Origin of the sequence: Puniceibacterium sp. IMCC21224, from assembly GCF_001038505.1 — a bacterium.
In the GTDB taxonomy this organism is placed as follows: domain Bacteria; phylum Pseudomonadota; class Alphaproteobacteria; order Rhodobacterales; family Rhodobacteraceae; genus Puniceibacterium.
In genome coordinates this window covers 21,626-43,700 of sequence record NZ_LDPY01000006.1, presented here as the reverse complement: position 1 = coordinate 43,700, position 22,075 = coordinate 21,626, and the positions used below count along the sequence as shown (strand labels likewise).

At 63.9% G+C, this 22,075-nt stretch carries 19 protein-coding genes; 8 read left to right on the top strand and 11 right to left on the bottom strand.

Going from position 1 to position 22,075, the window contains the following annotated elements; translation table 11 throughout:
* Positions 1–48: 48 nt before the first annotated feature.
* From IMCC21224_RS28105 to IMCC21224_RS25220, 7 genes are all read right to left on the bottom strand, one after another.
* Positions 49–2,517, bottom strand: a complete 2,469-nt coding sequence (locus IMCC21224_RS28105; protein ID WP_156178433.1) for a calcium-binding protein — start codon at positions 2,515–2,517, stop codon at positions 49–51.
* A gap of 235 nt (positions 2,518–2,752) precedes the next feature.
* Positions 2,753–3,151, bottom strand: coding sequence for a hypothetical protein (locus tag IMCC21224_RS25245; protein WP_047998311.1), 399 nt, complete (start codon positions 3,149–3,151; stop codon positions 2,753–2,755).
* Positions 3,152–3,208: 57 nt separating this feature from the next.
* Positions 3,209–4,048 (bottom strand): 3-deoxy-8-phosphooctulonate synthase, encoded by an 840-nt coding sequence (gene kdsA, locus IMCC21224_RS25240; RefSeq protein WP_047998310.1) that lies wholly within the window; start codon positions 4,046–4,048, stop codon positions 3,209–3,211.
* Positions 4,048–4,836 carry a 3-deoxy-manno-octulosonate cytidylyltransferase gene (locus tag IMCC21224_RS25235; protein WP_047998309.1) on the bottom strand — a complete coding sequence of 263 codons (789 nt, stop codon included), beginning with the start codon at positions 4,834–4,836 and terminating at the stop codon, positions 4,048–4,050. Before IMCC21224_RS25235 ends, kdsA begins: the two co-directional genes overlap by 1 nt.
* 24 nt (positions 4,837–4,860) lie before the next feature.
* Positions 4,861–5,841, bottom strand: coding sequence for an SIS domain-containing protein (locus tag IMCC21224_RS25230; RefSeq protein WP_047998308.1), 981 nt, complete (start codon positions 5,839–5,841; stop codon positions 4,861–4,863).
* Between the two features lie 91 nt (positions 5,842–5,932).
* Positions 5,933–6,997 (bottom strand): ParB N-terminal domain-containing protein, encoded by a 1,065-nt coding sequence (locus IMCC21224_RS25225; RefSeq protein WP_047998307.1) that lies wholly within the window; start codon positions 6,995–6,997, stop codon positions 5,933–5,935.
* Between the two features lie 10 nt (positions 6,998–7,007).
* On the bottom strand, positions 7,008–8,420 hold the full coding sequence (locus IMCC21224_RS25220; RefSeq protein ID WP_047998306.1) for an AAA family ATPase: 1,413 nt from the start codon (positions 8,418–8,420) through the stop codon (positions 7,008–7,010).
* 91 nt (positions 8,421–8,511) lie between these two features.
* On the opposite strand from IMCC21224_RS25220, the gene IMCC21224_RS25215 reads away from it, so the two are divergent.
* Complete coding sequence (locus IMCC21224_RS25215; protein ID WP_047998305.1) at positions 8,512–8,751, top strand: hypothetical protein; 240 nt, start codon at positions 8,512–8,514, stop codon at positions 8,749–8,751.
* Between the two features lie 155 nt (positions 8,752–8,906).
* The gene (locus IMCC21224_RS25210; RefSeq protein ID WP_047998304.1) at positions 8,907–9,929 is read left to right on the top strand and encodes a replication initiator protein A; all 1,023 of its coding nucleotides are present in this window, start codon (positions 8,907–8,909) and stop codon (positions 9,927–9,929) included.
* Positions 9,930–10,026: 97 nt separating this feature from the next.
* Here the strand turns inward: IMCC21224_RS25210 and IMCC21224_RS25205 are convergent, their stop codons facing one another.
* The 4 genes from IMCC21224_RS25205 to IMCC21224_RS25190 all read right to left on the bottom strand — a co-directional run bounded on the left by IMCC21224_RS25205 (position 10,027) and on the right by IMCC21224_RS25190 (position 14,695).
* Entirely contained in the window at positions 10,027–11,061 is a 1,035-nt protein-coding gene (locus tag IMCC21224_RS25205) for a DUF2793 domain-containing protein (protein ID WP_053079213.1), read from the bottom strand.
* Between the two features lie 94 nt (positions 11,062–11,155).
* Complete coding sequence (locus IMCC21224_RS25200; RefSeq protein ID WP_231582231.1) at positions 11,156–13,072, bottom strand: glycosyltransferase family 2 protein; 1,917 nt, start codon at positions 13,070–13,072, stop codon at positions 11,156–11,158.
* A 5-nt stretch (positions 13,073–13,077) separates the two neighbouring features.
* On the bottom strand, positions 13,078–13,293 hold the full coding sequence (locus IMCC21224_RS25195; RefSeq protein WP_047998303.1) for a hypothetical protein: 216 nt from the start codon (positions 13,291–13,293) through the stop codon (positions 13,078–13,080).
* Positions 13,286–14,695: a glycosyltransferase family 2 protein gene (locus tag IMCC21224_RS25190; RefSeq protein WP_156178432.1), complete on the bottom strand. Its 1,410-nt coding sequence runs from the start codon at positions 14,693–14,695 to the stop codon at positions 13,286–13,288. The genes IMCC21224_RS25195 and IMCC21224_RS25190 overlap by 8 nt, the downstream gene beginning before the upstream one ends.
* Before the next feature lie 150 nt (positions 14,696–14,845).
* Between IMCC21224_RS25190 and gmd the strand changes: the two genes are divergently transcribed.
* The 6 genes from gmd to IMCC21224_RS25160 all read left to right on the top strand — a co-directional run bounded on the left by gmd (position 14,846) and on the right by IMCC21224_RS25160 (position 22,020).
* On the top strand, positions 14,846–15,970 hold the full coding sequence (gene gmd / locus IMCC21224_RS25185) for a GDP-mannose 4,6-dehydratase (protein WP_047998302.1): 1,125 nt from the start codon (positions 14,846–14,848) through the stop codon (positions 15,968–15,970).
* A gap of 266 nt (positions 15,971–16,236) precedes the next feature.
* Positions 16,237–17,418 carry an AGE family epimerase/isomerase gene (locus IMCC21224_RS26825; protein ID WP_053079211.1) on the top strand — a complete coding sequence of 394 codons (1,182 nt, stop codon included), beginning with the start codon at positions 16,237–16,239 and terminating at the stop codon, positions 17,416–17,418.
* Between the two features lie 296 nt (positions 17,419–17,714).
* Positions 17,715–18,701 (top strand): GDP-L-fucose synthase, encoded by a 987-nt coding sequence (locus tag IMCC21224_RS25175; RefSeq protein ID WP_047998301.1) that lies wholly within the window; start codon positions 17,715–17,717, stop codon positions 18,699–18,701.
* Positions 18,702–18,722: 21 nt separating this feature from the next.
* Complete coding sequence (locus tag IMCC21224_RS25170; protein WP_047998300.1) at positions 18,723–19,376, top strand: hypothetical protein; 654 nt, start codon at positions 18,723–18,725, stop codon at positions 19,374–19,376.
* Positions 19,377–19,478: 102 nt separating this feature from the next.
* The gene (locus tag IMCC21224_RS25165) at positions 19,479–20,519 is read left to right on the top strand and encodes a hypothetical protein (protein ID WP_156178431.1); all 1,041 of its coding nucleotides are present in this window, start codon (positions 19,479–19,481) and stop codon (positions 20,517–20,519) included.
* A gap of 79 nt (positions 20,520–20,598) precedes the next feature.
* On the top strand, positions 20,599–22,020 hold the full coding sequence (locus IMCC21224_RS25160) for a mannose-1-phosphate guanylyltransferase/mannose-6-phosphate isomerase (protein ID WP_047998298.1): 1,422 nt from the start codon (positions 20,599–20,601) through the stop codon (positions 22,018–22,020).
* The last annotated feature ends 55 nt before the right edge of the window (positions 22,021–22,075 follow it).

Below are 22,075 nucleotides of genomic sequence, written 5' to 3'. Positions count from 1 at the left end.
CCCGCAACGCAGCACCCCGGCTGGCGTTCGCTGCGAAAGACGTCACATTCAGAACAGAAAGTCACTGAGGTCCAGGTCATCGGCCGACATCCCGTCCAGCACGATCAGATGCCCGCCATAGCGGATTTCGACACCATCGCCTGCATCCGTGATATCGAGCGCGTCGAACCGCGCCGCCTTGGTCGCGCCCGCCACCCCCGACAGGCGCAGAACGTCAGCGCCAGTGCCAAAATCGGTGATCACATCGACTTCACCAGCGATGAACTGATTAAACACAAAGACGTCCGCCCCCGCGCCGCCGGTCAGCGTGTCATTGCCGGTGCCGCCGTTCAGGGTGTCCTGCCCGTCCTCGCCCAGCAGCAGGTCGTGACGCCCGCCACCAGCCAGGAAATCGTGACCTTCGCCGCCTTTGACGGTGTCGTCTCCTTCGCCGCCGCCCAGCGTGTCATTGCCGGGCCCTCCGGTCAGCCGGTCGCGCCCGGAGCCGCCGCCGATGTTGTCGTTGCCGTCCTCACCCTGCACGGTGTCGTTGCCAAAGCTGCCCGCTAGCACATCGTCACCTGCTCCACCTTCGATCAGGTCGTCGCCGGGGCCACCACTGGCCACATCCTTGCCATCGCCCCCTTCGATTTCATCATTGCCCTGCCCGCCGCCCAGCGTGTCATTGCCGTCCTGACCCTTGATCGTGTCATTGCCGGTGCCACCGCCGATATTGTCATGACCGTCGCCGCCCCAGACGGCATCGTTTCCACCCGAGGCGGCGATATTGTCGTTCCCGGCATTGCCGCGCAACAGGTCGTGCCCGTCGCGCCCCAGCATGATATCCGCCCCGGACCCACCAGTCAGTGTATCGTCGCTGTCACTGCCTTCGACCATAGTGCCGCCGGCCTGTGGCTTGGGCGTGGTGTCCGGCTGCGGTTCAGGGTCTGGCACCGGGGTGGGATCGGGATCGACATTGACGGGCAGGGCGGGTACGGGCAGAGCGGGGGACCCCGGCACCGTGTCGGGAAACGGATCAGGATCAACCTCGGCTGCAGCGACAAGCAGCGGACCGGTCACCACCCGGACGTGGGACAACAACGGCGGCAACAGCTGCGCGACCGCCCCGGCATCCAGACCGCGGCCGTCATGGCCGCGCAATTCCAACTCTTCGTCGCCAAAGCGCAATACTGCGCCCCAGCTTGTGGTCTGCACTGTGATCTGGTCCGCAGAATACAGAAACGCCCAGCCCGACAGGTCCAGAACATCCTGTGCAGGGTCGATATCCGCGATCACATCGCGCTGCCCGTCCGGGCGCAACACAAAGGTATCCGCCCCCGCTCCGCCGACCAGCCGGTCAGATCCGGTGCCATCCGCCAATATGTCGTCTCCTGCCCCACCCGTGATTGTGCCGTTGCCAGCACCCAGGGACAGCATATCGTCGCCGTCACCGCCGGTCAGCCCGCCGGATGCCGCATGGGCCACCAGCCCCGGCGATGCGAAATCATAGCGAAACAGGCTCGCTCCGGGTTCGTTCGCTGCGGTCACCAGCACCTCGAACCCGCCCGTCACCGCCTGCGCGCCAAGCGCAGAAACCCCGGCCAGCGCCGTCGCATCGCTATCGGCAAGGCTCTGAACATGGACAAGCCAGCCCTGAGGGGTGAGGCGGAACAGGCTGACGCCATCGTCACTGCCCGCCACCAACACAAAGACATGCCCCTCCACCGTCACCACCTCAAGCTGTGCGGCCCCGGCAAAGCGGGTGTTCAGATCGTCAATCACCTGATCGACGGCACGCAGGGTGCCATTGTCGGCCACCTCAAGCACCGTCAGGCTGGAACTGCCCGAGGCCGCGACAATCAGGAAATCGCGACCGTTGATCTCGGCACTGTCCAGCGCTGTGACAGTCTGCACCGGCAGGCTCTGATCACGGCCCAGATGCACAACCTCGCTCAGCGCGCCGCCCGCCCCAATGCGATAACCGCTCAGCCCGTGTTCGCTGGCTGATCCGGCATAAAGGAAACTGCCGGAATTAGTCTCGATCACGGTCAGATCACTGGGTTTATCCAGATATGCGGCATCGGTGTCCGCGCGCACCTGCCGCGCCCCCAGCGTGCCGTTCGCGTTCACGACAAAGCTGGTGATCCCGCTGCCGTTCTGCGGCGCGACAAACAGCAGTGACTGACCGTTGATCCCGGCGGCAAGTACGCTGGCGGCCTGCGCCTGCAACGCGCCAGTGCCCAGATAGGCCAGATGACCGCTGACATCCCCGGCGGCCCAGGCCTGCTGCGCCATGCCGATCACCGCGGTGGGCAGACTGCCCGCCGCGCCTTCGACATTCACCGCGATACGGGATTCGGGCGTATGCCAGATCGTTCCCACAATCTGCGCCGCACCTGCACCGGTGACATTCACCGTCTGCGTCGCGCCAAATGTATGATCGGTGACGGCCAGCCGAAGGCCTGCCGCAGTCTCGATCCGTGTTAGTGTGACGGTGCTGGACGGGGCCGCAAAGCTGCCCGTCAGACTCGTTCCCAAATGCTGCAATCCCGTCGGCACTGCCCGTTACCCCATGCGTGCCCCCACGCACTGGGATTGATGCCAAACGGCTGCGGTATGAGATTTACCGGAACGTGTCCAAATCGCGTTTCTTACGCGCAATTCTTTTCAAAACCGCATCAAAGCTGCGGTATGTCCCGCTGGGGAACAGGACCGATCATGCGGGCCAGAGAGGTCAGGTTGCACATTCTGGCCCCAGATTCAGATCATCGCTTCAGGGAAGAGGGGTAGCACCGATCAGCGCATCCAGAAATTGGCTCAGGGCCGCCTGATCCGGCGCGGCGCCCCGGCGCATCATCGCACGGTGCGCGCCCTGCTGCGTGACCCCGTCGGCCTGTACGGTGTCGATCCGCGCGGTGATGCTCACGCCGCTCAGCTTTTGCACCACAAGGCGCAGCTCGCTCCCTTCGGTGACGCGGGCATCAGGATAGGCGACCGCCAGCCGCTGAAGAAACAGCGCACAGAGCCCGTCAGGCAGCGCGGTCTTGGCTCCCTCAGTCCCACAGGTGGCGGTCAGCTGGCGGGGGGAGTTGCCCATCGCCTCAGCCCCGGCCCCACCTGAAAATATCATCCAGAGCGACGTCAGAGTCACAAACATCGGCCTGAACCGCATAACATCGCCCCTGTTCTGAGTGTTTCGCGTGCGAAACATTTGACCAATTGGTCAAATTTATTCGCCTTGTTTGCGCAGATCGTCAAACGCCCGCAAACGGCCAATCAACGCGCCCATCTGATCCACAGGGATCATGTTCGGCCCGTCGCTGGGGGCGTTGTCCGGGTCTTCATGCGTTTCGATAAACAGCGCAGACACCCCCACAGCGCAGGCCGCTCGCGCCAGCACCGGAGCGAATTCGCGCTGCCCGCCAGAGGTCGCGCCCTGTCCGCCGGGTTGCTGCACCGAATGGGTGGCGTCAAACACCACCGGATACCCCGTCGCAGCCATGGTGGGCAGACAGCGGAAATCGCTGACCAGCGTGTTATACCCGAACGAGGTGCCCCGATCACAGAGCAGGATCCGCTCATTGCCGGTGCTCGCCACCTTGGCAGCGACATTGGCCATGTCCCAAGGGGCCAGGAACTGCCCCTTCTTGATGTTGATGGCGCGCCCGGTTTCGCCTGCTGCCAGCAACAGGTCGGTCTGACGGCACAGGAACGCCGGGATCTGCAACACGTCACAGACCTGCGCGGCCGGGGCGCAATGGTCGGGCAGGTGCACATCCGTCAGCACCGGGCAGCCGAATTCGTCCCGGATGCGGCGCAGAATGTCCAGACCGGCCTCCATGCCCAGGCCGCGCATGCTGCCCAGAGAAGACCGGTTCGCCTTGTCGTAGCTCGCCTTAAAGATAAAGCGGGTGCCAGTTGGCGCGCAGGCCTCGGCAATCCGTTCCGCCATCATCCGCGCGTGATCGAGGCTTTCCAATTGGCAGGGCCCGGTGATCAGGGCAAAGGGCGCAGCGCCGCCGATGGCAATATCGCCGACGGTCACGGTGCGGGTGTTCAGGATATCCATCATAGCTCCTTCAGGGCGGCGTTGATCCGGACAACGTCTTCGGGGTTGTTCAACTCCCAGAACACCCGGCCACGGCCCTTAACCTCGACACAGGCGACGGGTACGCCGTTTTCCAGAAACCGCAACTGCTCCAACCCCTCAAGCACCTCAAGCGGGCCGGATGCCCAACCCATATAGTCCCGCAGGGCGGCAGGGCGATAGGCATAGACCCCGACATGATGAAACACCGGGATCGGATCGGGCAGGGCACCCGGGTTGATATAGGGAATAACTTCTTTCGAGAAATAGAGCGCGTGGCCCTGCGCGCCAAAGACCGCAGTGGTGCCGCCCACGCGACCCGCGCGGCGATCCTCAATAAAATGGCCATAGGTGGTGGCGTCGCAGCGCAGCACAGGGGTCGCGACCTGCGCCGTGTCATCCTGCGCCATGGCGGCAATCAGATCCTCAAGGAACCAGGGCGGGGTCAACGGCGCATCGCCTTGCAGATTGACCACCAGATCAGTCTCTATCCCGGCTTTTTCTAGCGCATCGGCGCAGCGTTCGGTGCCATTGCGGCAGTCTGATGAGGTCATGATCACCTCTGCACCAAAGGCCCGCGCCGCATCCGCGATACGGTCATCATCGGTGGCCACATAGACGGCATCCACCCCGCGCACCTGTTGTGCCGCCTCCCAACTCAGGCGGATCAGGCTCTTGTTTGTGCCGTCGGGCAGGGTCAGTTCCGCCAGCGGCTTGCCCGGATAGCGGGTCGAGGCATAGCGGGCGGGGATCAGGATCACGGATTTCATGGCAGGCTCCAGATGGCGGGTAATTCAGGCGACGCCGGCGCGCAGGCAGTCGTGGATATGCAGCACACCCACCGGGCGGCTGTCCCCATCGACCACCAGCAGAACCGAGATCTTGCGCTCGTTCATCACCGCCAGCGCCCGGGCGGCCAGCGTGTCGGGGGTGACGGTGACGGGGTTCCTTGTGGCAATCTCTCCGGCGCTGCGGCTCATCAGATGATCCATGTTGCGCCGCAAGTCGCCGTCGGTGACGATGCCCAGCAATGCGCCATCCTCGGACACCACGGCGGCGATGCCGAACCCCTTGGAGGACATCACCAGCAGCGCCTCGGACATTGGCATGTCGGCATCGACCAGCGGCAGCGACGGCCCGGGGTGCATCAGATCCGCGACACGGGTCATTTGCGCGCCCAGCTTGCCACCGGGGTGGAAGTCGCGAAAATGCACCGCCTCGAACCCGCGCGCCTTCATCAGCGCCACCGCCAGCGCATCACCAAGCGCCAGCATCATCGTGGTGGACGTGGTGGGTGCCATACCGATCGGGCAGGCCTCGGGCATTGGCGGCAGCAGCAATTGCAGCGTGGCGGCGCGCATCAGCGTACTGCCATCGCGGCTGCTGATCGCAACGATGGGAATGGCAAAGCGGGTGCAATAGGCCAGCACGTCCCCCAATTCCGACGTCTCACCGGAATTGGACAGCATCAGGCAGACATCGCCGGTCGCGATCATGCCCAGATCGCCATGGCTCGCCTCGGCGGCATGGACAAAATAGCTGGGCGTGCCGGTGCTGGCCAGCGTGGCGCTGATCTTGCGCCCGACATGGCCGGATTTGCCGATGCCGCAGACGATGACCCGGCCCGGCGCCCCCAGGATCAGATCGACACAGGCGCTGAAATCACCCGGCAACGCCTCGGCCAGTGCAGTCAGGGCCTGCGCCTCAAGCGTCAGAACATCGCGCGCAGCACCTTCGGCGTCCGAGGCGGCTAGGGGGGCAGCAAAAGCAGGCATGGCAGATCCTTGGTCAGAGCAGCAGGTCGTGGAAAGGGCATAGCAAATGCCACGCCCCGGCGAAATGGCCCCTGTGATAGCGGCCCTGGGCCTACCAGTCGCCCCGTGCCAGCCAGCGTTCCAGTGCTGCACGCAGTGCCGGAGTGACCCCGGAACCGCGCAGCATCAGGGAGCCATCCGGCCCGTCCCCAACCTGAACGTCGGGATGTGACAGCGGGGCAGGGTCTGGCGCAGGATCCGGTGACGCAGAGACCGCAGGTGTCGCTACCACCGGCGCTGAAGCGGGGGCCACGATACCAGCCTCGGGTTTGCCTCTGGGGGCCAGTGCGGCGCTCAGCACCGCCTGTTCTGCGGCAACATCCGGGGCCGGGTCGCTTTCCAGCACCCGACGCAACCGCGCAGCCAGCCCCGGATCCGCCTCAAGCGCATGGGACAACGCAAGGCCCGCGCGTTCGGCAATCGCCTCGGGGTAGCGCAGGCTGCCATCCAGCGCCCGCACAATTCCCAGAAAGCTGCCAATCTTGGACCGCTTGGGCCGCGACGCCGACTGAAAGAGCTGTTGCAAAGCCTGCTTTTCCGAGCCGAACACACCCTGATCGACGGATTTCACCACGATCCGGGCGCGCTCGTAATAGCTCAGCCCAACGCGGATCTCGTTTTCCTCGACCATCGCCTGATAGGCGTCCGAGGATTGTTCCGGCCGCCGCAGCAGTGCCAGCACGGTGGCAAACCGCGCCTCACCCGTCTCGGCGTGCAACTGCCGCAACGCCTGACAGCGCCGCCAGCCCGAGATCAGGCCATAGCGCCCGCCGGGGTGTCCCTCTCCCAGATCGGCAACCTCGATCGGGGTCTGCTGGCCACGGGCGCGCAGGCTGTCCTTGAGGGCGGCCATGTCCTCATCATTGACCACCAGCCGGTCCCGCACCAGATAATCGAGCTGCACCAGATCCAGCGCCAGTGGCAGCAGCATCCGCCCCTCGGCGCGAGCGCGGGCCAGCGTTTCGGCCAGCTCATCAAAGGCGGCCGATCCCGCCGCATCGCGCGCCACATCAGCAATGGGAGCATTGCGCGGCGCGGCAAAAGGGCCGGGCAGCGCACCCGCAGGTTCGTCCCGCCAGACCGGATTGGGCGGCGTCAGGCGTTTGCGTTTGGCCATGGCTCTCTCCTCATTCTGCTGCCGACGGGGCGGCTTGATCGGCCAGCGCGTCGCGGCGCCAGGCCCCGATCAGCAACTGCTTGAACGCGGCATAGGTGGCGTCAAAGGTCTCGCGGCCGCGCACATAGGTCTCGCGGTTGAAATCGCGGTAATCCGCCTCGTAGATGCCCTGCACCTGTTCCCCGGCCTGACCGATCAGGGCGGTGAAATCCTGCCGGTGCGGCGACAGCGTCTGCCCCAGATAGGCTTGCATGAGTGCTGCCAGTTCCGCCTGCTGTGCGCCGTCATAGCGCGTCACCACCGCGCGCACCGCATCCCACTGGAACGACAGCCCGTCGCGCCCCAGGGCGCGTGCGGCCATATTTTCGGCCTCTTCGATGGAGCCAAAGGTGGAATGCAGCATGTCAAAGAACCGACCGGTGCTGTCAAATTCCAGGAACGACGCACCCAGCGGCACCAGCAGAATGTCGGCGGCGGCCAGCCCGTTGATCGTCAGGTATCCCAGCGCGGGGGGCGTATCGAGGAACACGATATCATAGTCGTCCAGAATGCCATCAGCAGCGAGGCTGTCGGTCAGCGCATCCCAGAGCTTCCATCCCCGCCCGGCCATGCGCCAGACCGGGATCTGGAATTCGGCCCAATACAGATTTAGCTGCGCGCCGATCAGATCGATGTTGGGCCAGTGGGTTTTTTGAACAAGGGACTGCGCCTTGATCTCAAGCGCCTCGGACAACGTATCATCCAGCGGCTGCGGCGGATCCCCGCGATCCATGCGGCGCTGGTTTTCGCTGCGCAGGTGCAGCGCGTAATGCCGCGCCAGCAGCGGGAATACCGTTTGCCATTCATCCGCGACCTTGCCACCAAAGATCGAGGTCATCGAACCCTGAGAGTCGAGATCAATCACCAGTACCTTGTAGCCGTCGAGTGCTGCGGACATTGCCAGATGCGCCGCCGTGCTGGTCTTGCCAACGCCGCCCTTGAAGTTGGCCACGGCGACCATCTTCGCGGGCTGACCTTTGGGCCGGTAGGGCAGGTATTCCTTGGCCTTGGATCCCTCGGTGCCGAAATGCGCTCGCAGGCGCAGCACCTCGTCGAGGGTGAACCACTTGGCCCCACCTGCGGTTTCGGATTCGCCCTGCGGCAGATCGGGGTTCTGCTTTAGCACCCGGCGGAAATGTCCGGTGGCGACCGGGATCAGATAGCGGGTGATCTCCCAGGTGGAAAACAACCGCAGCGACCGGCGGCCATCAGCCTCAAGACCCCGGCTGGCCAGATCCTCGCGGCCCGCAGTGCAGGCACGGGCCATCTCTCCAAAGGCGGCAGTGGTGGCGGGGGCACCCAGATGGGACAGGGCCAGATCGGGATCGATGTTGAAATAGGGGGGCAGGGGGCCCCGGCTTTCGGGTTTTGTGGATGGCTTCATGCTCTGCTCTCGGGTCTGCCCAATGTTATCCCCTTGGGAGGGTTTCGGGCTATGTTAGCGGTTTTCGGAAAGATACCACAAAAGTCCGAACATGAAAGAAAAACCCGCACACCACCTGCTTTTCTCAGCAATTTCCGTTGGTTTCCATCTGCGCAAGAGCGGCGTTAGGGAATTGACTCATATCAGCGCTGTTATTTTTTTGTTATTTGATGTGTTACGGGATTCCATCAGGGGCGACAAAGCCTTGTTTTTCAGGGGTCTTGTGATCAATTTTTGTGCTTGGGTGACTCTGATCCCCCGTTCTGGTGACTCTGATCCCCCGCTGGAGTGACTCTGATCCCCCGACGCATGGCTGGACGCTGCCTGTGGATAACTCTAGGCTGGGTGTCACTGAAACCCCGATAGCAGAATCGTTGTCAAAACGGTCGCTCAGAAAATCCGGGGGCAGTGTGGCAGAGCAGGCCGCAAGGACGCGAGGACAGGCAGATGACCGGATCAGATGTGATCGCGGGTGGCGGAGGTGGGTTGTTGCCCGACCGGCACCCGACGGCAGATTTCTTTGTATGCGATATCTTCGGGGCGAGCCCCAAGGATGATCTGGGCAGTATGGAGCATCCGATCTTTTCGCTCAGCACGCGCCCTGATCGTCGGGTGCTGAATTACGAACATAACGGTGCCGAGGTCGAGGTTACGCCATCGGTCAAGGGGCGCGCCACAATCCACGACAAGGACATTCTGATCTACTGCGTCAGCCAGCTGATGGCGGCGCTGAACGCGGGCCGCGCGCTGAGCCGCACATTGCACCTCAAGGCGCATGATCTGCTGGTCGCCACCAATCGCGACACCAGCGGCGATGCTTACACCCGCCTCAAGGAAGCATTTGAACGGCTGGCCGGCACGCGTATCACCACCAACCTTGCCACCGGTGGCTTTGAGACCACGCGCGGTTTCGGCCTGATCGAGGGCTGGGAGATCGTGCGGCGCTCGCGCGGCGGGCGGATGATCTCGGTGACGGTGACGCTGTCGGACTGGTTGTTCCGCGCGGTTCTGGCCAAGTCGGTGCTGACGCTGAGCCGGGATTATTTCCGCCTGCGCAAGCCGCTTGAGCGGCGGATCTACGAGTTGGCGCGCAAGCATTGTGGCCGCCAGCCGGAATGGCGGGTCAGCGTGGCAACCTTGCACAAGAAATCCGGGTCAGCGTCGCCGCTGCGGGTGTTTCGCGCCGCCCTGCGCCGGATGATCACGGATGCGCTGCTGCCAGATTATACAATGAGCGAGGATCCCGGGGATCTGATGCGCTTTACCCGGCAGGCGGCGCGGGCTCCAGAGGTTGGGGCGCCGGCGCTGTCATCTGCGGTGCTGGATCAGGCCCGCACCTTGGTGCCGGGCCGGGATGTCTATGCACTTGAGGCGGCGTGGCGCGCCTGGTGGGCTGACAGGGGGCGCAAGCGACTGTCGGATCCGGATGCGGCGTTCCTGGGGTGGGTGCGCGCGCAAGCCGCGCGATAGTCAAGCTATTTGCGCAAGCCGCGCGAGAGCAAAATACATGCGCGCAAGCCTGGCCAAGGGCCGCACCCAGGTTCCCCTGGGTGCGGCCCTTGCCGGTTCAGGACACCACGGCGCGATCGGTCATCCGCCGCCAGGTGCTGCCGTCGCAAAACGCCATGACCGCGCCGCCGCTGGCGTCGGAAACATAGATAATCGCTCCGGCACCGACCGCAGCGGCCGAGGGCAGCGTGGTCACCGTATAGCTGGCCGGGCGCACGGCGCCGGCAAAATCGGTGCGGCGGGTGGTTTTATCCAGCGACAGATGGTCCACGGCGTCGGTCTGGTTGCGCAGCTTGAATGACCCGTCATTGGTGGTCTTGAACTTCCAGTCCCCTCCCGACAGATCGTCGATCATCCTGAAAGCGGCGCCACCGATACCGCCGGCATTGCGTACGAGGATCGTCGGCTCGACCGTCTGCGCCGCAACGCTCAGCGTGTAGTCGGTCTGCGCATCCGGCCCGATGCCAACCGCACCCGACGCTGCGTCAATACGCAGCGCCGTGGTCCAGGTCGTGCCTTCGGCGCTGACCTTGACCGACCAGTCGTCCGATCCGGCCAGCCCCATTTCCGCCCGCCCCGAATAGCCGCTCTGGTAGAGCAGGCTGGCGGTGTCGGTGGCGCTGGCCTTGTTGACCTTGATCTGATGCCCGGCACCGTCATGAGTCAGCAAGGTTGCGGGCGCTGCAACCGCCAGCCGGTTGATGTCATCCGAGGCGGTGCCGATACCGATGCCGTCCAGGTTCTGCGTTGCCGCGGCGACCGGCTGCCAGATGTCCGCGACCAGCACGTACAGCCGCGCCTCGGGCAGCAGAAGCACCTGCCAGCCCTCCTGCGGTTGCAGGAACAGCCATGCGTTGTCATTCCAACTGGCCAGCATGCCGTCTTTGCCAGCCCAGGCGTTGGTGGCACCAAGTCCCAGAACATAGGTTGCCCCGGCTCCGGGCGGGTCGGGCGGGATGGTCGCGGCAAGGTCAAGGACCTGCGGCTGCACAAGCACATCAAGCCGCTCAAGCGCGGTGTTGTGGGTGACGTGTTTCTGCGCCTGCGACGGCATCAGGAACGGCAGGGACAGGCGGGCCGAGCTGTCGGGCATCTGGGGTCTCCGGAGATGGCTGCAATCTGGCGCCACTTTGCGAAGGCATGTCTTAGCGGTTGGTCATGCCTCCGGGCGCTCGCGCAAGGCGTTGTTAACCAGCACCGCCGACGGGCGGGGCAGGGGGCAGCCCCTGCTGCCCATCCCGGAGCACCACGGGCAGATAGCGCAGCCCATCTGCCAGCGCCTCTTGTCCCGGCGGAAACCGCAGGGCGTCGGTTTCTGCCGTTTCGCCAAAACACAGCACCCGCACGCGGTCGCCGTCGATCCGTGCCCGCAGTTCCGGATGGATGCTTAGTCCCCCGCCGACCGGCTGCCCAAGCCCGTAAAGCGGCACCAGCCCGACACGCCTCCCCGCAATCCTGTCCGCATCGAGCCACGTGAGCAAAGTGTCGAGGCCCGAATCCCGCAGGCTCAGAAGACCGGCATAGACCCGGTCCAGGTGCTGTACCGTGCCGGGCACAAAATCGGGGTCCAGGATTGCCGGGGCGGCAAACGGGCGATCCGCATCCGGGTCATAGCGCAGACTGGTGGCGCTGGCGTGATGGGCCAGCTGCGCCTCGTAATATTCGCGCCGCGCGCCGTAGTAGAACCAGCCCATGCCGGTGGCCGCATCCTGTGTGGCATTGCCCGTCCCGTCGCGCTGTAGCGCCAGCGGCCCGCCGGGCAGAACCGGGACCGCCCGGTTGCCATAGATCCGCCGCACCCGGCGCAACAGCTCGCTATCGGCCGAGACCCGCACCCGGTCCCAGCCGCCCAGCGTATCGCGTACCAGGTCGACGGGCAGCATCAGCGACGACAGGTTTTCGTGGATCAGTGCGCCGGTTCCTGTCCAGCGGCTGACCTTCAAATCGTCCGTCATCCGCGCCTGCATGCTAAGACAACCGGCATAGCCGCCGTGGGTGTGCAGGAAACCGACCTGCTGTGCGATGCGTTCTGGATGGGCCCAGTCATCGGCATCATGCAGGGTGACATAGCGGCCACGGGCGGCGGCGAGCCCGGCGTTGCGCGCGCCGTAAGCGCCGCGGTTGCGGGGCAGGCGGATCAGCCGCAGGCGCGGGTCGCCATCGGCCCGCGCAGCGGCGATGGCGGCGGTGTCATCGGTGCTGGCATCGTCCACCACCAGCAGTTCAATCGCGCGCCAGCTTTGCCCCAGTACTGATCTGATCGCGGTCGGCAGGGTGGCGGCGGCATTGTGAGCGGCAAGGATCACACTGACCAGTGGCGCGTCGGCATCGGTGCCCCGTGCTGCGGGGGGCGCGGCAGAGATCAGCCGGTCGAGCAGCGGCGCTGCACCCGGCCCCAGTCGCACCGGGGCCAGCCCGCTGCGACCCAGTGCTGCGTTCAGGCAGGCCAGCCGCGCGGCGGGCCGTTGCGCCAGCCATGTGGTCGCCAGATCAAGGTCACCGCTGCGCATCTCCGCCCGTGCCGTCCGCCGTGCCCCGGCGCGATCCCCGGCCTGCACAAGCGCCACTATCCGCAGCGGATCCAGCCGCGCGCCAGGGCAGCGTGCAAACCAGCGCAGCGCTGCCGCGTAGTCCCCCTGCCGCAATGTCCAAAGCGCGAGGACCTCGGCGGCCAGTGCCGCTTCGGGGCCGGCGCTTTGGGCATGTTCACCCAGTGCGGCCTCTGGCCCGATGCTGCAGCCCCCGGTTTCGAGCAGCGCGCGCAGATGGGACACTCTGGCCGCCGGGCCGGAATCGGGCATTCTGGTGGGGGGGTGCAGCGGGCGTTGCTCAATCCGCCCGGCTGTCAGGTAATGTCGCAGCGGGTCCACCCCGGCGGCGGCCACATCGGGATTGGCCGCCAGATAGGCCTGCGGGTTGAACAACGGACCCGGCGCGCGACCCAGAGCCGCACCCAGACGCAGGTAATGGCTCAGAGGGTCCAGCCGCCCCCGCGCCACATCGCCGTAGCGGTGCTGATACCACAGTGCATCGAACAGCCCGCTCTGGTGGAGCAGGGCGCCAAAACCCGCGTCATCATTCTGGGGGGGTGGGATAGACGACACCAACCTTATGTGTCCCGCCGGGCCAGCCGGATCAGCCAGGCCAGAATCGTGGGGCGGGTTGCGGTCCGTGCAGCGTCCTGCGCGGCGATCAGCAGGGCGCTTAGCCGCACGATGTCCTCTTCGCGCGCTTCAAGTTCGGTGCGCATGGCATCGGCCTGCTGGCCAAGCAGCCGCATCTGCACCTGTAGATCACGAATATACTGGTCGCGGGGATCAGACATCGCGCGGCTGGTCCCGGGCAAGCCGGGCGCGCATCCGCGCCAGATTGGGTTCGGCGGGTTCGTCATGGGTGATGCTGGCAGCCCCCTTTCCAGCGACAAAATACTGCCCGGTGATCACCGGCACAGCAGCCGGGTGTTCCCCGGAACTGTAGCGCAGGATCAGGTCCCAGTCGACAAAGCGGGTCAGGCCGGTGTCAAAGCCGCCCAGCGTATCGAACAGCGCGCGGTCATGCACAAAGCTGTTGAGATCGATGTAATTCCCGGCCTCCAGCGCGGCGCGGTCAAACGGCTGGAACAGGATGTCGCTCCAGCCATCGCGCAGGTTGTGACGACAAAGCGCAGTATAAGCCATGCGCGGGGCCTTCGCTGTCTCTGGGTCTGCCGCGCCCAAAGATATTCCGGCGCAGGCAAACAGCAGATGGTCCGGCTCCCATGTGTTGTCGCTGTCGAGATAGGCGATGATCTGGCCCTTGGCCGCGGTTAGCCCGGTGTTGCGCGCTGCGGCGACACCGGCATGGGGGGCCTCGATCAGCACCAGCCGCCCCTCGGACAGTGGTTCGGGAAAGCGCGCGCGCAGATGGTCGCAGGTGCCGTCGGTGCTGCCATCATCAATCACGATCACTTCGCGCGGCGCGCGCGATTGCAGCAGCGCGCTGCTGACTGCATGGGCCACCACATGCCTGCGGTTCCAGCTGGGCATGATCACGCTGATGTCGCGCCCGTCACGCGCAGCACCAGCCAGCGCGGCGTCGCGCAGCGCGGCGGGAAATTCCTCGACAAATCCGGGGCGCTGGACGCGCAGCAGCTCTGCCAGCGTGGCGGGATCGGGCTGATCGCCGTAAGATTCAGGATAGCGGCGGTGCAGATCCGCAGGGCTGCGCCCCTCTGCGGCGCCGCTCGACAGGTAATGCTCTAGCGGATCCATCCCCGTGGCGGCCACGTCCGGATTGGCCCCGAGATACGCGGGCGCGTCGAAAAACGCAGCGCGCTGATCGGGGGCCAGCGCCGTCAGCGCCCCGGCCAAAAGCTGACCCATGGCGCGGGCATCCCCGTCAAGCCGCCCGGGTTGGAGGGGGCCTGCGGGGCGCAAATGCTGCGCCAGGAACTGCGCCTTTTGCAACTGTGCGGACAGTGCCGCGTGATCGCGGATCTGCTCCACCGCCACCGCGCCCAGAAGCGGTCCCAGAACCTGCGTCAGGGCGGACGGCGGGCAGTCTGCGATGTGGCTCTGTGCGCGGCGCAGCCGATCCCCAAGGGGGGCAGCCTCCTGAAGCAGCGCCAGCAGATCGCGCAGCATCCCGTCTGCGCCCAGGTCCTGTTCATCGCTATCGCGACTCTGTATCCCCGGTTCTGCCACTGTCCCAGCCTCTTTTCCGGGCAGTTTAGGCAGCGCTGCGGCCACCTGCAAGGGCACCTGAGCGGGTCGGGGGATTACGCTTGCGCGGTCAGGGCAGCCTTGCTAGTCGCTCGGGCGAAGTTTAGGAGTGGTCTGCCCGGAAATTGTGCGGGCAGGCAGGTCCGATAGATTTTTGACAGTTGAGTGGATGGCAGAATGCGCAAAAAGGCCCTTATCACAGGTATCACCGGACAGGATGGATCCTATCTGGCAGAGTTCCTTCTGGAAAAGGGGTACGAGGTCCACGGGATCAAGCGCCGCGCCTCGCTGTTCAACACCCAGCGGATCGACCACATCTATCAGGATCCGCATGAAACCCGCCCGCTGCTCAAGCTGCATTACGGCGATCTGACCGACAGCTCGAACCTGACCCGGATCCTGTCCGAGGTACAGCCGGACGAGGTTTATAACCTCGGCGCACAAAGCCATGTGGCCGTGTCCTTTGAGGCACCGGAATACACTGCGGATGTGGATGCCATCGGCGCCCTGCGCCTGCTTGAGGCGATCCGCTTTCTCGGACTTGAGAAGAAGACGAAATTCTACCAGGCCTCGACCTCGGAACTATACGGCCTCGTGCAGGAAATCCCGCAGACCGAGACCACGCCATTCCACCCGCGCAGCCCCTATGCCGTCGCCAAGATGTACGCCTACTGGATCACCGTGAACTACCGCGAGGCGTACGGCATGTATGCCTGCAACGGCATCCTCTTCAATCACGAGAGCCCGCGCCGCGGCGAGACATTTGTGACCCGCAAGATCACCCGCGGTCTGGCAAATATCGCCCAGGGCCTCGAAGACTGCCTCTATATGGGTAATATCGACGCGCTGCGCGATTGGGGCCACGCCAAGGATTATGTGCGGATGCAGTGGATGATGCTGCAACAGGACACGCCCGACGATTTTGTCATCGCCACCGGCGTGCAATATACCGTGCGCCAGTTCATCACATGGTCGGCTGAACATCTGGGTCTCACGCTGGATTTCCAGGGTGAGGGCATCAACGAAAAGGCCGTCGTGGCCAAGGTCGAGGGCGACAAGGCCCCCGGCGTCAAGATCGGCGATGTGATCATGCGCATCGACCCGCAGTATTTCCGCCCCGCCGAAGTCGAGACGCTGCTGGGCAGCCCGGCCAAGGCCAAGGACAAGCTGGGCTGGACGCCGCAGATCACCACGCAGGAAATGTGTGAGGAAATGGTGGCCGAAGACCTCAAATCCGCACAGCGCCACGCCTTGCTCAAGGCGCATGGTTTTGGTCTGCCAGTGTCGCTGGAAAACGGCTGAGGCACTGACCCCCAGGAGAGCAGGTTTTGTGCGCTGAAGGTCCAACAAGGGGTTCTTTGTCGAAACCGGATTCAAGGAAGAGTCGGCGCCGTCCCTGAACCGGATTGTGGCGGCACTGAAGCCTGACGCAGATACGTCGTCAGGTTTGGTGATGTCCTGCCTGGATGCTTTGGGCGGGTGTCGCCGCCAAATATCTGGGGGCACTTGCGTAGAGCCTGCGAACTGCCATACAAGTATGCCAGGGCAGAGCGAGCCGGAGAACACCGATGAAGACACGCCGCCGCAGCGCAGAGGAATGGTCGGCATGGTTCTGGGGCGATTTCCTGACGGACTGGCTACGGCGGGTTCAGGACGGACAGGCGGGGGTTTTCGACGCGCTGGACGCAGACGGCAATCCGGACAGCACGACAGGAAAATCCCTTCTGACACAGGCTCGTACCCTGTTCACCCTGTCGCACACAGCCCTGCTTTCAGATGACCCGATGCTGGTTGCCGCTGCGCGACAGCAGGCGGTGTTTCTGGATCGGTTCCGCAAGGCACCGGGCCTTTATCGCTGCATGGCGCAGCGCGATGGCAGTCCGACAGCACTGGCCGCAGACGCCGCCGCGCGCAGCTATGACCACAGCTTTGTCATTCTGGGGCTGGTGACGTGGCACCGTGTGTCCCCTTCGGATGAAACCGCGACGCTGATCAACGCGTGCTGGGAGGCGCTGAAATCGCGGCTGACGGACCCCGAAACAGGATTGCTGCTGAACGATGACACCGGAGCCGGGACCAATCCGGCTCAGAACCCGCATATGCACCTCTATGAGGCCTGCCTGCAAGCCAACCGCATGAGCGGCGATGCGATCTGGCTGTCGCGCGCCGCTGATCTGCGCACCCTGGGGCTGCGGCATTTCATGGATCAGGACAGCGGCAGCATTGCGGAGTTCCTGACACCCGACCTGCGGCCCCTGCCCGGTGCCGACGGGGTGCGGCGCGAACCCGGCCATCAGTGCGAATGGGCCTGGTTGCTGCTGGAAGAGGCCCGTCTGGCCGGTGATCCCGCCCCTGATGCCCCTGCGGCCCGGTTGATCGCGTTCGCGGATCGGCACGGATTTGCCCGGGACGGCGCACTCAAGGGGGCGGCATTCGACGCTGTTTCGGCTGCGGGTGACGTGACCGAAAACAGCTTTCTGCTGTGGCCCCAGACCGAGGCGATCAAGACGCTGGCGATCCGCCATATGGCCGGGGATCCGCAGGCAGGCGCGCGCGCCCGTGCGTTGCTGTGCCTGATGTTCGAGAGTTGGTTCCAGGGACGCCCGAGCTTTGTGAATCGACTGGACGCCGACGGCAACAGCCTGTGGTCGCAGGCGCTGACCCGGCTGATGTATCACCTTGTGCTGGCGATGACCGAAGGCGCGCGGGCAGGTCTGTGGCCGGATGTGCCCCAACACCGCCCGACCTGAGGCCCATCTGGTCAGGACAGCTGCCGCTTGATGCTGGGCGGCATTCGGGGTCTGCAGCGTCGATGCGCCGACAGGTGCTGCCGTCTCCAGGACCCGGTATGACACCGGCTGTCAGTTGCCGCACAAGCGCATTTTCATGGTTTAAGTTCCCGGATGTTTTGGGTAGCTGTCTGCGGGATAATATAGACGCGAACGATCCCGATGCCTCAGGCTGCTTTATATCCAAGGCCTGCGCGACCTCTTGAATTGAACCGGACCAAAAGGCAGGCATTTTCTTGGTAGAGCAGGCTGGAAATATGAGCGACGGAACAAAAATTTATATCGCAGGCCATCGCGGCATGGTGGGGGGCGCAATCCTGCGCCAGCTTGAGGCGCGCAAAGCCGGTGGTGAGGCGATTGAGACAATCACCCGCACCAGTGCCGATCTGAACCTGACCGATCAGACCGCCGTGCGGGATTTCATGCAGACCGAGCGCCCAGATGTGGTGATCCTCGCGGCTGCCAGGGTCGGGGGTATTCATGCCAACAACACCTATCCGGCGGATTTCATCTACGACAACCTGATGATCGAATGTAACGTGATCCATCAGGCCTTTGCCAGCGGCGCCACGCGCCTTTTGCAACTGGGATCATCCTGCATCTACCCGCGCGCCGTGCCGCAGCCAATGCGCGAGGATGCGCTGCTGACCGGGGTGCTTGAGCCGACCAACGAACCCTATGCCGTGGCCAAGATCGCCGGCATCAAGCTGTGTGAAAGCTATAACCGCCAGCACGGGGTCGATTATCGCTCGGTCATGCCAACGAACCTGTACGGTCCGGGCGACAATTTCCACCCCGAGAATTCGCACGTTCTGCCCGCCCTAATCCGGCGGTTTCACGAGGCGGCCCAAAGCGGCGCCGAAGAGGTGGTGATCTGGGGCTCGGGCAAGCCGCGCCGCGAATTCCTGCATGTCGATGACATGGCCGAGGCATCGCTGTTTGTGCTCGACCTGCCCAAGGATATTTACGCTGCCAGCACCCAACCGATGCTCAGCCATATCAATGTCGGTTCGGGCAGCGATGTGTCGATCCGCGAACTGGCTGAAATGGTTGCAGCCACCACCGGATTTACCGGCCGGATCACTCAGGACGCCAGCAAACCCGATGGCACCATGCGCAAACTGATGGATGTCAGCCGTCTGGCGGATATGGGCTGGCGCGCCGGGATAGGGCTGGAACAGGGTATTCAGGGCACGTATGAATGGTTCCTGAAACAGGATGCGGCGAACCTGCGCAGCGCCTGAATACAGGATGAGGACAGCCATATGAACATCACCCGTTTCGAAAGTCTGGGCGACAATTGCGAGCTGGGGTTTGTGCTGAAGCGTCACCAGATCGGCTACAGCAGCCTGCTGCGCTGGTCCATCACATCCATTCCGGTGCTGTGTGATCTGCTGCGTACGGATTTTGCCGGGTTGTATGCTTTTGACAATCTCGAACCCTGCGCGCCCAAGATGCTTCTGGATCGCGGCACCGGCGTCAAGTTTCACTCTGACATGGTGCGCGACCGGAAATTTGTTGCCAACCACCGGGCGGTCTATGATCAGGAGATCAACAAGGTGATGCACCTGCGTCTGCGTCTGCAGACCAAGCTGCGCGACCCCAATGCGATCGTGATCTACAAGGACAAACATACGCCACCCCAGTCGGCGGTGCAGGACCTGGCCGATCTGGTGTCGGCGCGGGGCGGGGCCAATCTGCTTTATGTCACCAAAGAGGGGGATCAGGCGCCGGGCAGCGTGGTGCGGAAAGGGCCGCATCTCTATTACGGGCGGATCGATCGCTTTGCCGAATATGCTACGGTTCAGGATTCTTCGGCAGATGTGTGGGATGCCATCCTTGGGAATGCGGATCAGATGTGTCCCATGACCGAACCTGCGGTCGAGGGCAAGGAAAGCCCTGTTCCGTCAAAATCCTAGTTTCATGAGGACGTCCCGCCTGTCATGTGGCCGCTCGGCGATCCGGCTCTGGTCCATGACCCGCAAAACCCAGATCAGGCAGAAGGGCGAGGGATCAGACACTTGAAGATCGCGATTTATGGCGCCTCTGTCAGCGCCCAGACCATAGATCACGCGACCGGAGCAGTGACCGGCTATGCTGAGGTTCTGCGCCGCGAACACATGGCGGCCCTTGGCGCGACCGAGATTCGGCAATTCACCTATGGTGGCAACCGGGCGTCTGATGGCGGGCTGGCCCTGTTGAAAGATGTCATCGCCTATCAGCCCGATATCTGCCTGTTTGAACCGCTGATCGAGGATATGACTCGTGGGACGCGTATTTCCGAGGGCGAGATCCGGTATATCTATCGCCGCCTGCTAAAGGCAGGGATCTGCCCGGTGACGCTGATGCTGCCGCTCCCCGAGCAGGGGATTCCGGACGGATTGCCGGAGTTTTTCAAATACTGTAAAATCTGCGACGACCACGGGCTGCCGATTGTCCGGGTGAACGTGTCCGACGTCACGAATATCCCTGCAAAGTTCAACGATATTCACACCCGCCATGCAGGGGCACGGATTTATGCGGATCAGATCGTGGACCAACTGACCAAGCTGGGGGGGCTTGGGGCGCTTTGGGCTGGGATGACCGCGCCATCAGTCACCGACGACATGGTTTATGTGCGCAGGGTGGCCGGATCTGCGGCGCGCAGCGGAAGTCTGAGACGTTTGCAGATGCGTCTGGTTCTGGAAAAATCGGCCAAAACGGGGATACGGATCGTGCAGCAACAGACCATCGGCCCGTTTTCGCCGGTGCTGGACGTGGCCGTGCGTGGCAAACCCACTTCCGCCAGCCCGCAATGGCATACCCTGCCGCCCGCCCAAATCCGGGTCTGGGATACGTATTGCCACTACCCGCGCGAGACGTTTGTCACCATGGCTGATTTTCACAACGCGGGACACAGTGTGCTTAAACTTGATATCACCTGTTCCGAAACCGACCCCAACTATGATACCTGCCGTCGCAAAGTCGCCTCGTGGCCGGCGCGGAACGAACGGGTCATGAAGCCCATCGGACCGATCACGGTGATTACCCAAATCAGGTTGCAAAGTGCCGAGGCAATCTGATCTGACCCTCTTGATCCGAGAATGCCCCGCCGGGGCCCAATAGACAGCATTTCCATTCGATGCAGGAGAAACCCGAGATATGATTACCCCCATCCTTTTGTGCGGCGGCTCCGGCACGCGGCTCTGGCCGCTTTCGCGTAAATCCTACCCCAAGCAGTTCGCCCGCCTGATGGGCGAGGAAAGCCTGTTCCAGGCTTCGGCCCGCCGCCTCGCCGGACCGGGCTTTGCCGCGCCCATGGTGCTGACGGGGGATTCGTTCCGCTTTATCGTGACCGAACAGCTGGCGGCGATCGAACAGGCGCCGTCAAACATCCTGATCGAACCCGAGGGACGCAATACCGCGCCTGCGATCCTTGCCGCAGCGCTGTTCCTTGAGGCGCAGGATCCAGACGCGCTGATGCTGGTGGCGCCGTCGGATCATGTCATCCCCGATGCCGCCGCCTTCCGCGCTGCGGTGCAGGCGGCTGTGCCGCGTGCGCGGGACGGGGCCCTGATCACCTTTGGCATCAGCCCGACGCGTCCTGAAACCGGCTATGGTTATCTTGAGCTTGCCGACGGCGCCGATGCAGGCGCGTCCGAGCCGCAGACGCTTGCCCGGTTTGTCGAGAAACCCGATTCTGCCCGTGCTGTCGAAATGCTGGCTGCCGGAAATTATCTCTGGAACGCCGGGATCTTTCTGTTCACCGCCACCACCATGCGCGCAGCATTTGAGGCGCACGCGCCCGAGCTGGTCAAAGGTGTGCGCGCTGCACTGGACGGGGCGCAGACCGATCTGGGCTTTACCCGCCTTGCCCCCGATGCCTGGAGCAAGGTCGAGGATATCTCGGTCGATTACGCGATCATGGAAAAGGCCGCAAACCTTGCCGTGATGCCCTTTGGCGCGGGCTGGTCCGATCTGGGCGGCTGGGATGCGGTCTGGCTTGAATCCGGCCCTGACGGCGCGGGCAATGTTTGCTCGGACCGGGCCACGGCGATCGACTGTACCGACACACTGCTGCGTTCGGAAACCGAAGGGCTCGAACTGGTGGGTATCGGTCTCAAGGATATCGTTGCTGTGGCCATGGGGGATGCGGTGCTGGTGGCGCACAAATCCGAATCCCAGCGGGTGAAAGAGGCGGTGAGCGCGCTTAAGGCGCGGGGGGCCACGCAGGCGGTGCAGCTGCCGCGCGACTACCGCCCCTGGGGCTGGTACGAAAGCCTGGTCATCGGCGGGCGCTTTCAGGTCAAACGGATCGTTGTGCATCCCGGTGCTGCGCTGAGCCTGCAAAGCCATCACCACCGGTCGGAACACTGGATCGTGGTCGAAGGCACCGCAAAGGTGACCGTCGATGAGGAAGTAAAACTCGTGACTGAAAACCAGTCGGTTTACATCCCGCTGGGCGCGGTACACCGGATGGAAAACCCCGGCAAGGTGCCGATGGTCCTGATCGAGGTCCAGACCGGCAGCTATCTGGGCGAGGATGATATCATCCGCTACGAAGACGTTTACGCGCGCAGCTGAGACGCGGACCGGTGTCTGCACCGGCCCGTCAGCCGACCGGGCGGCGGCTTCCCTC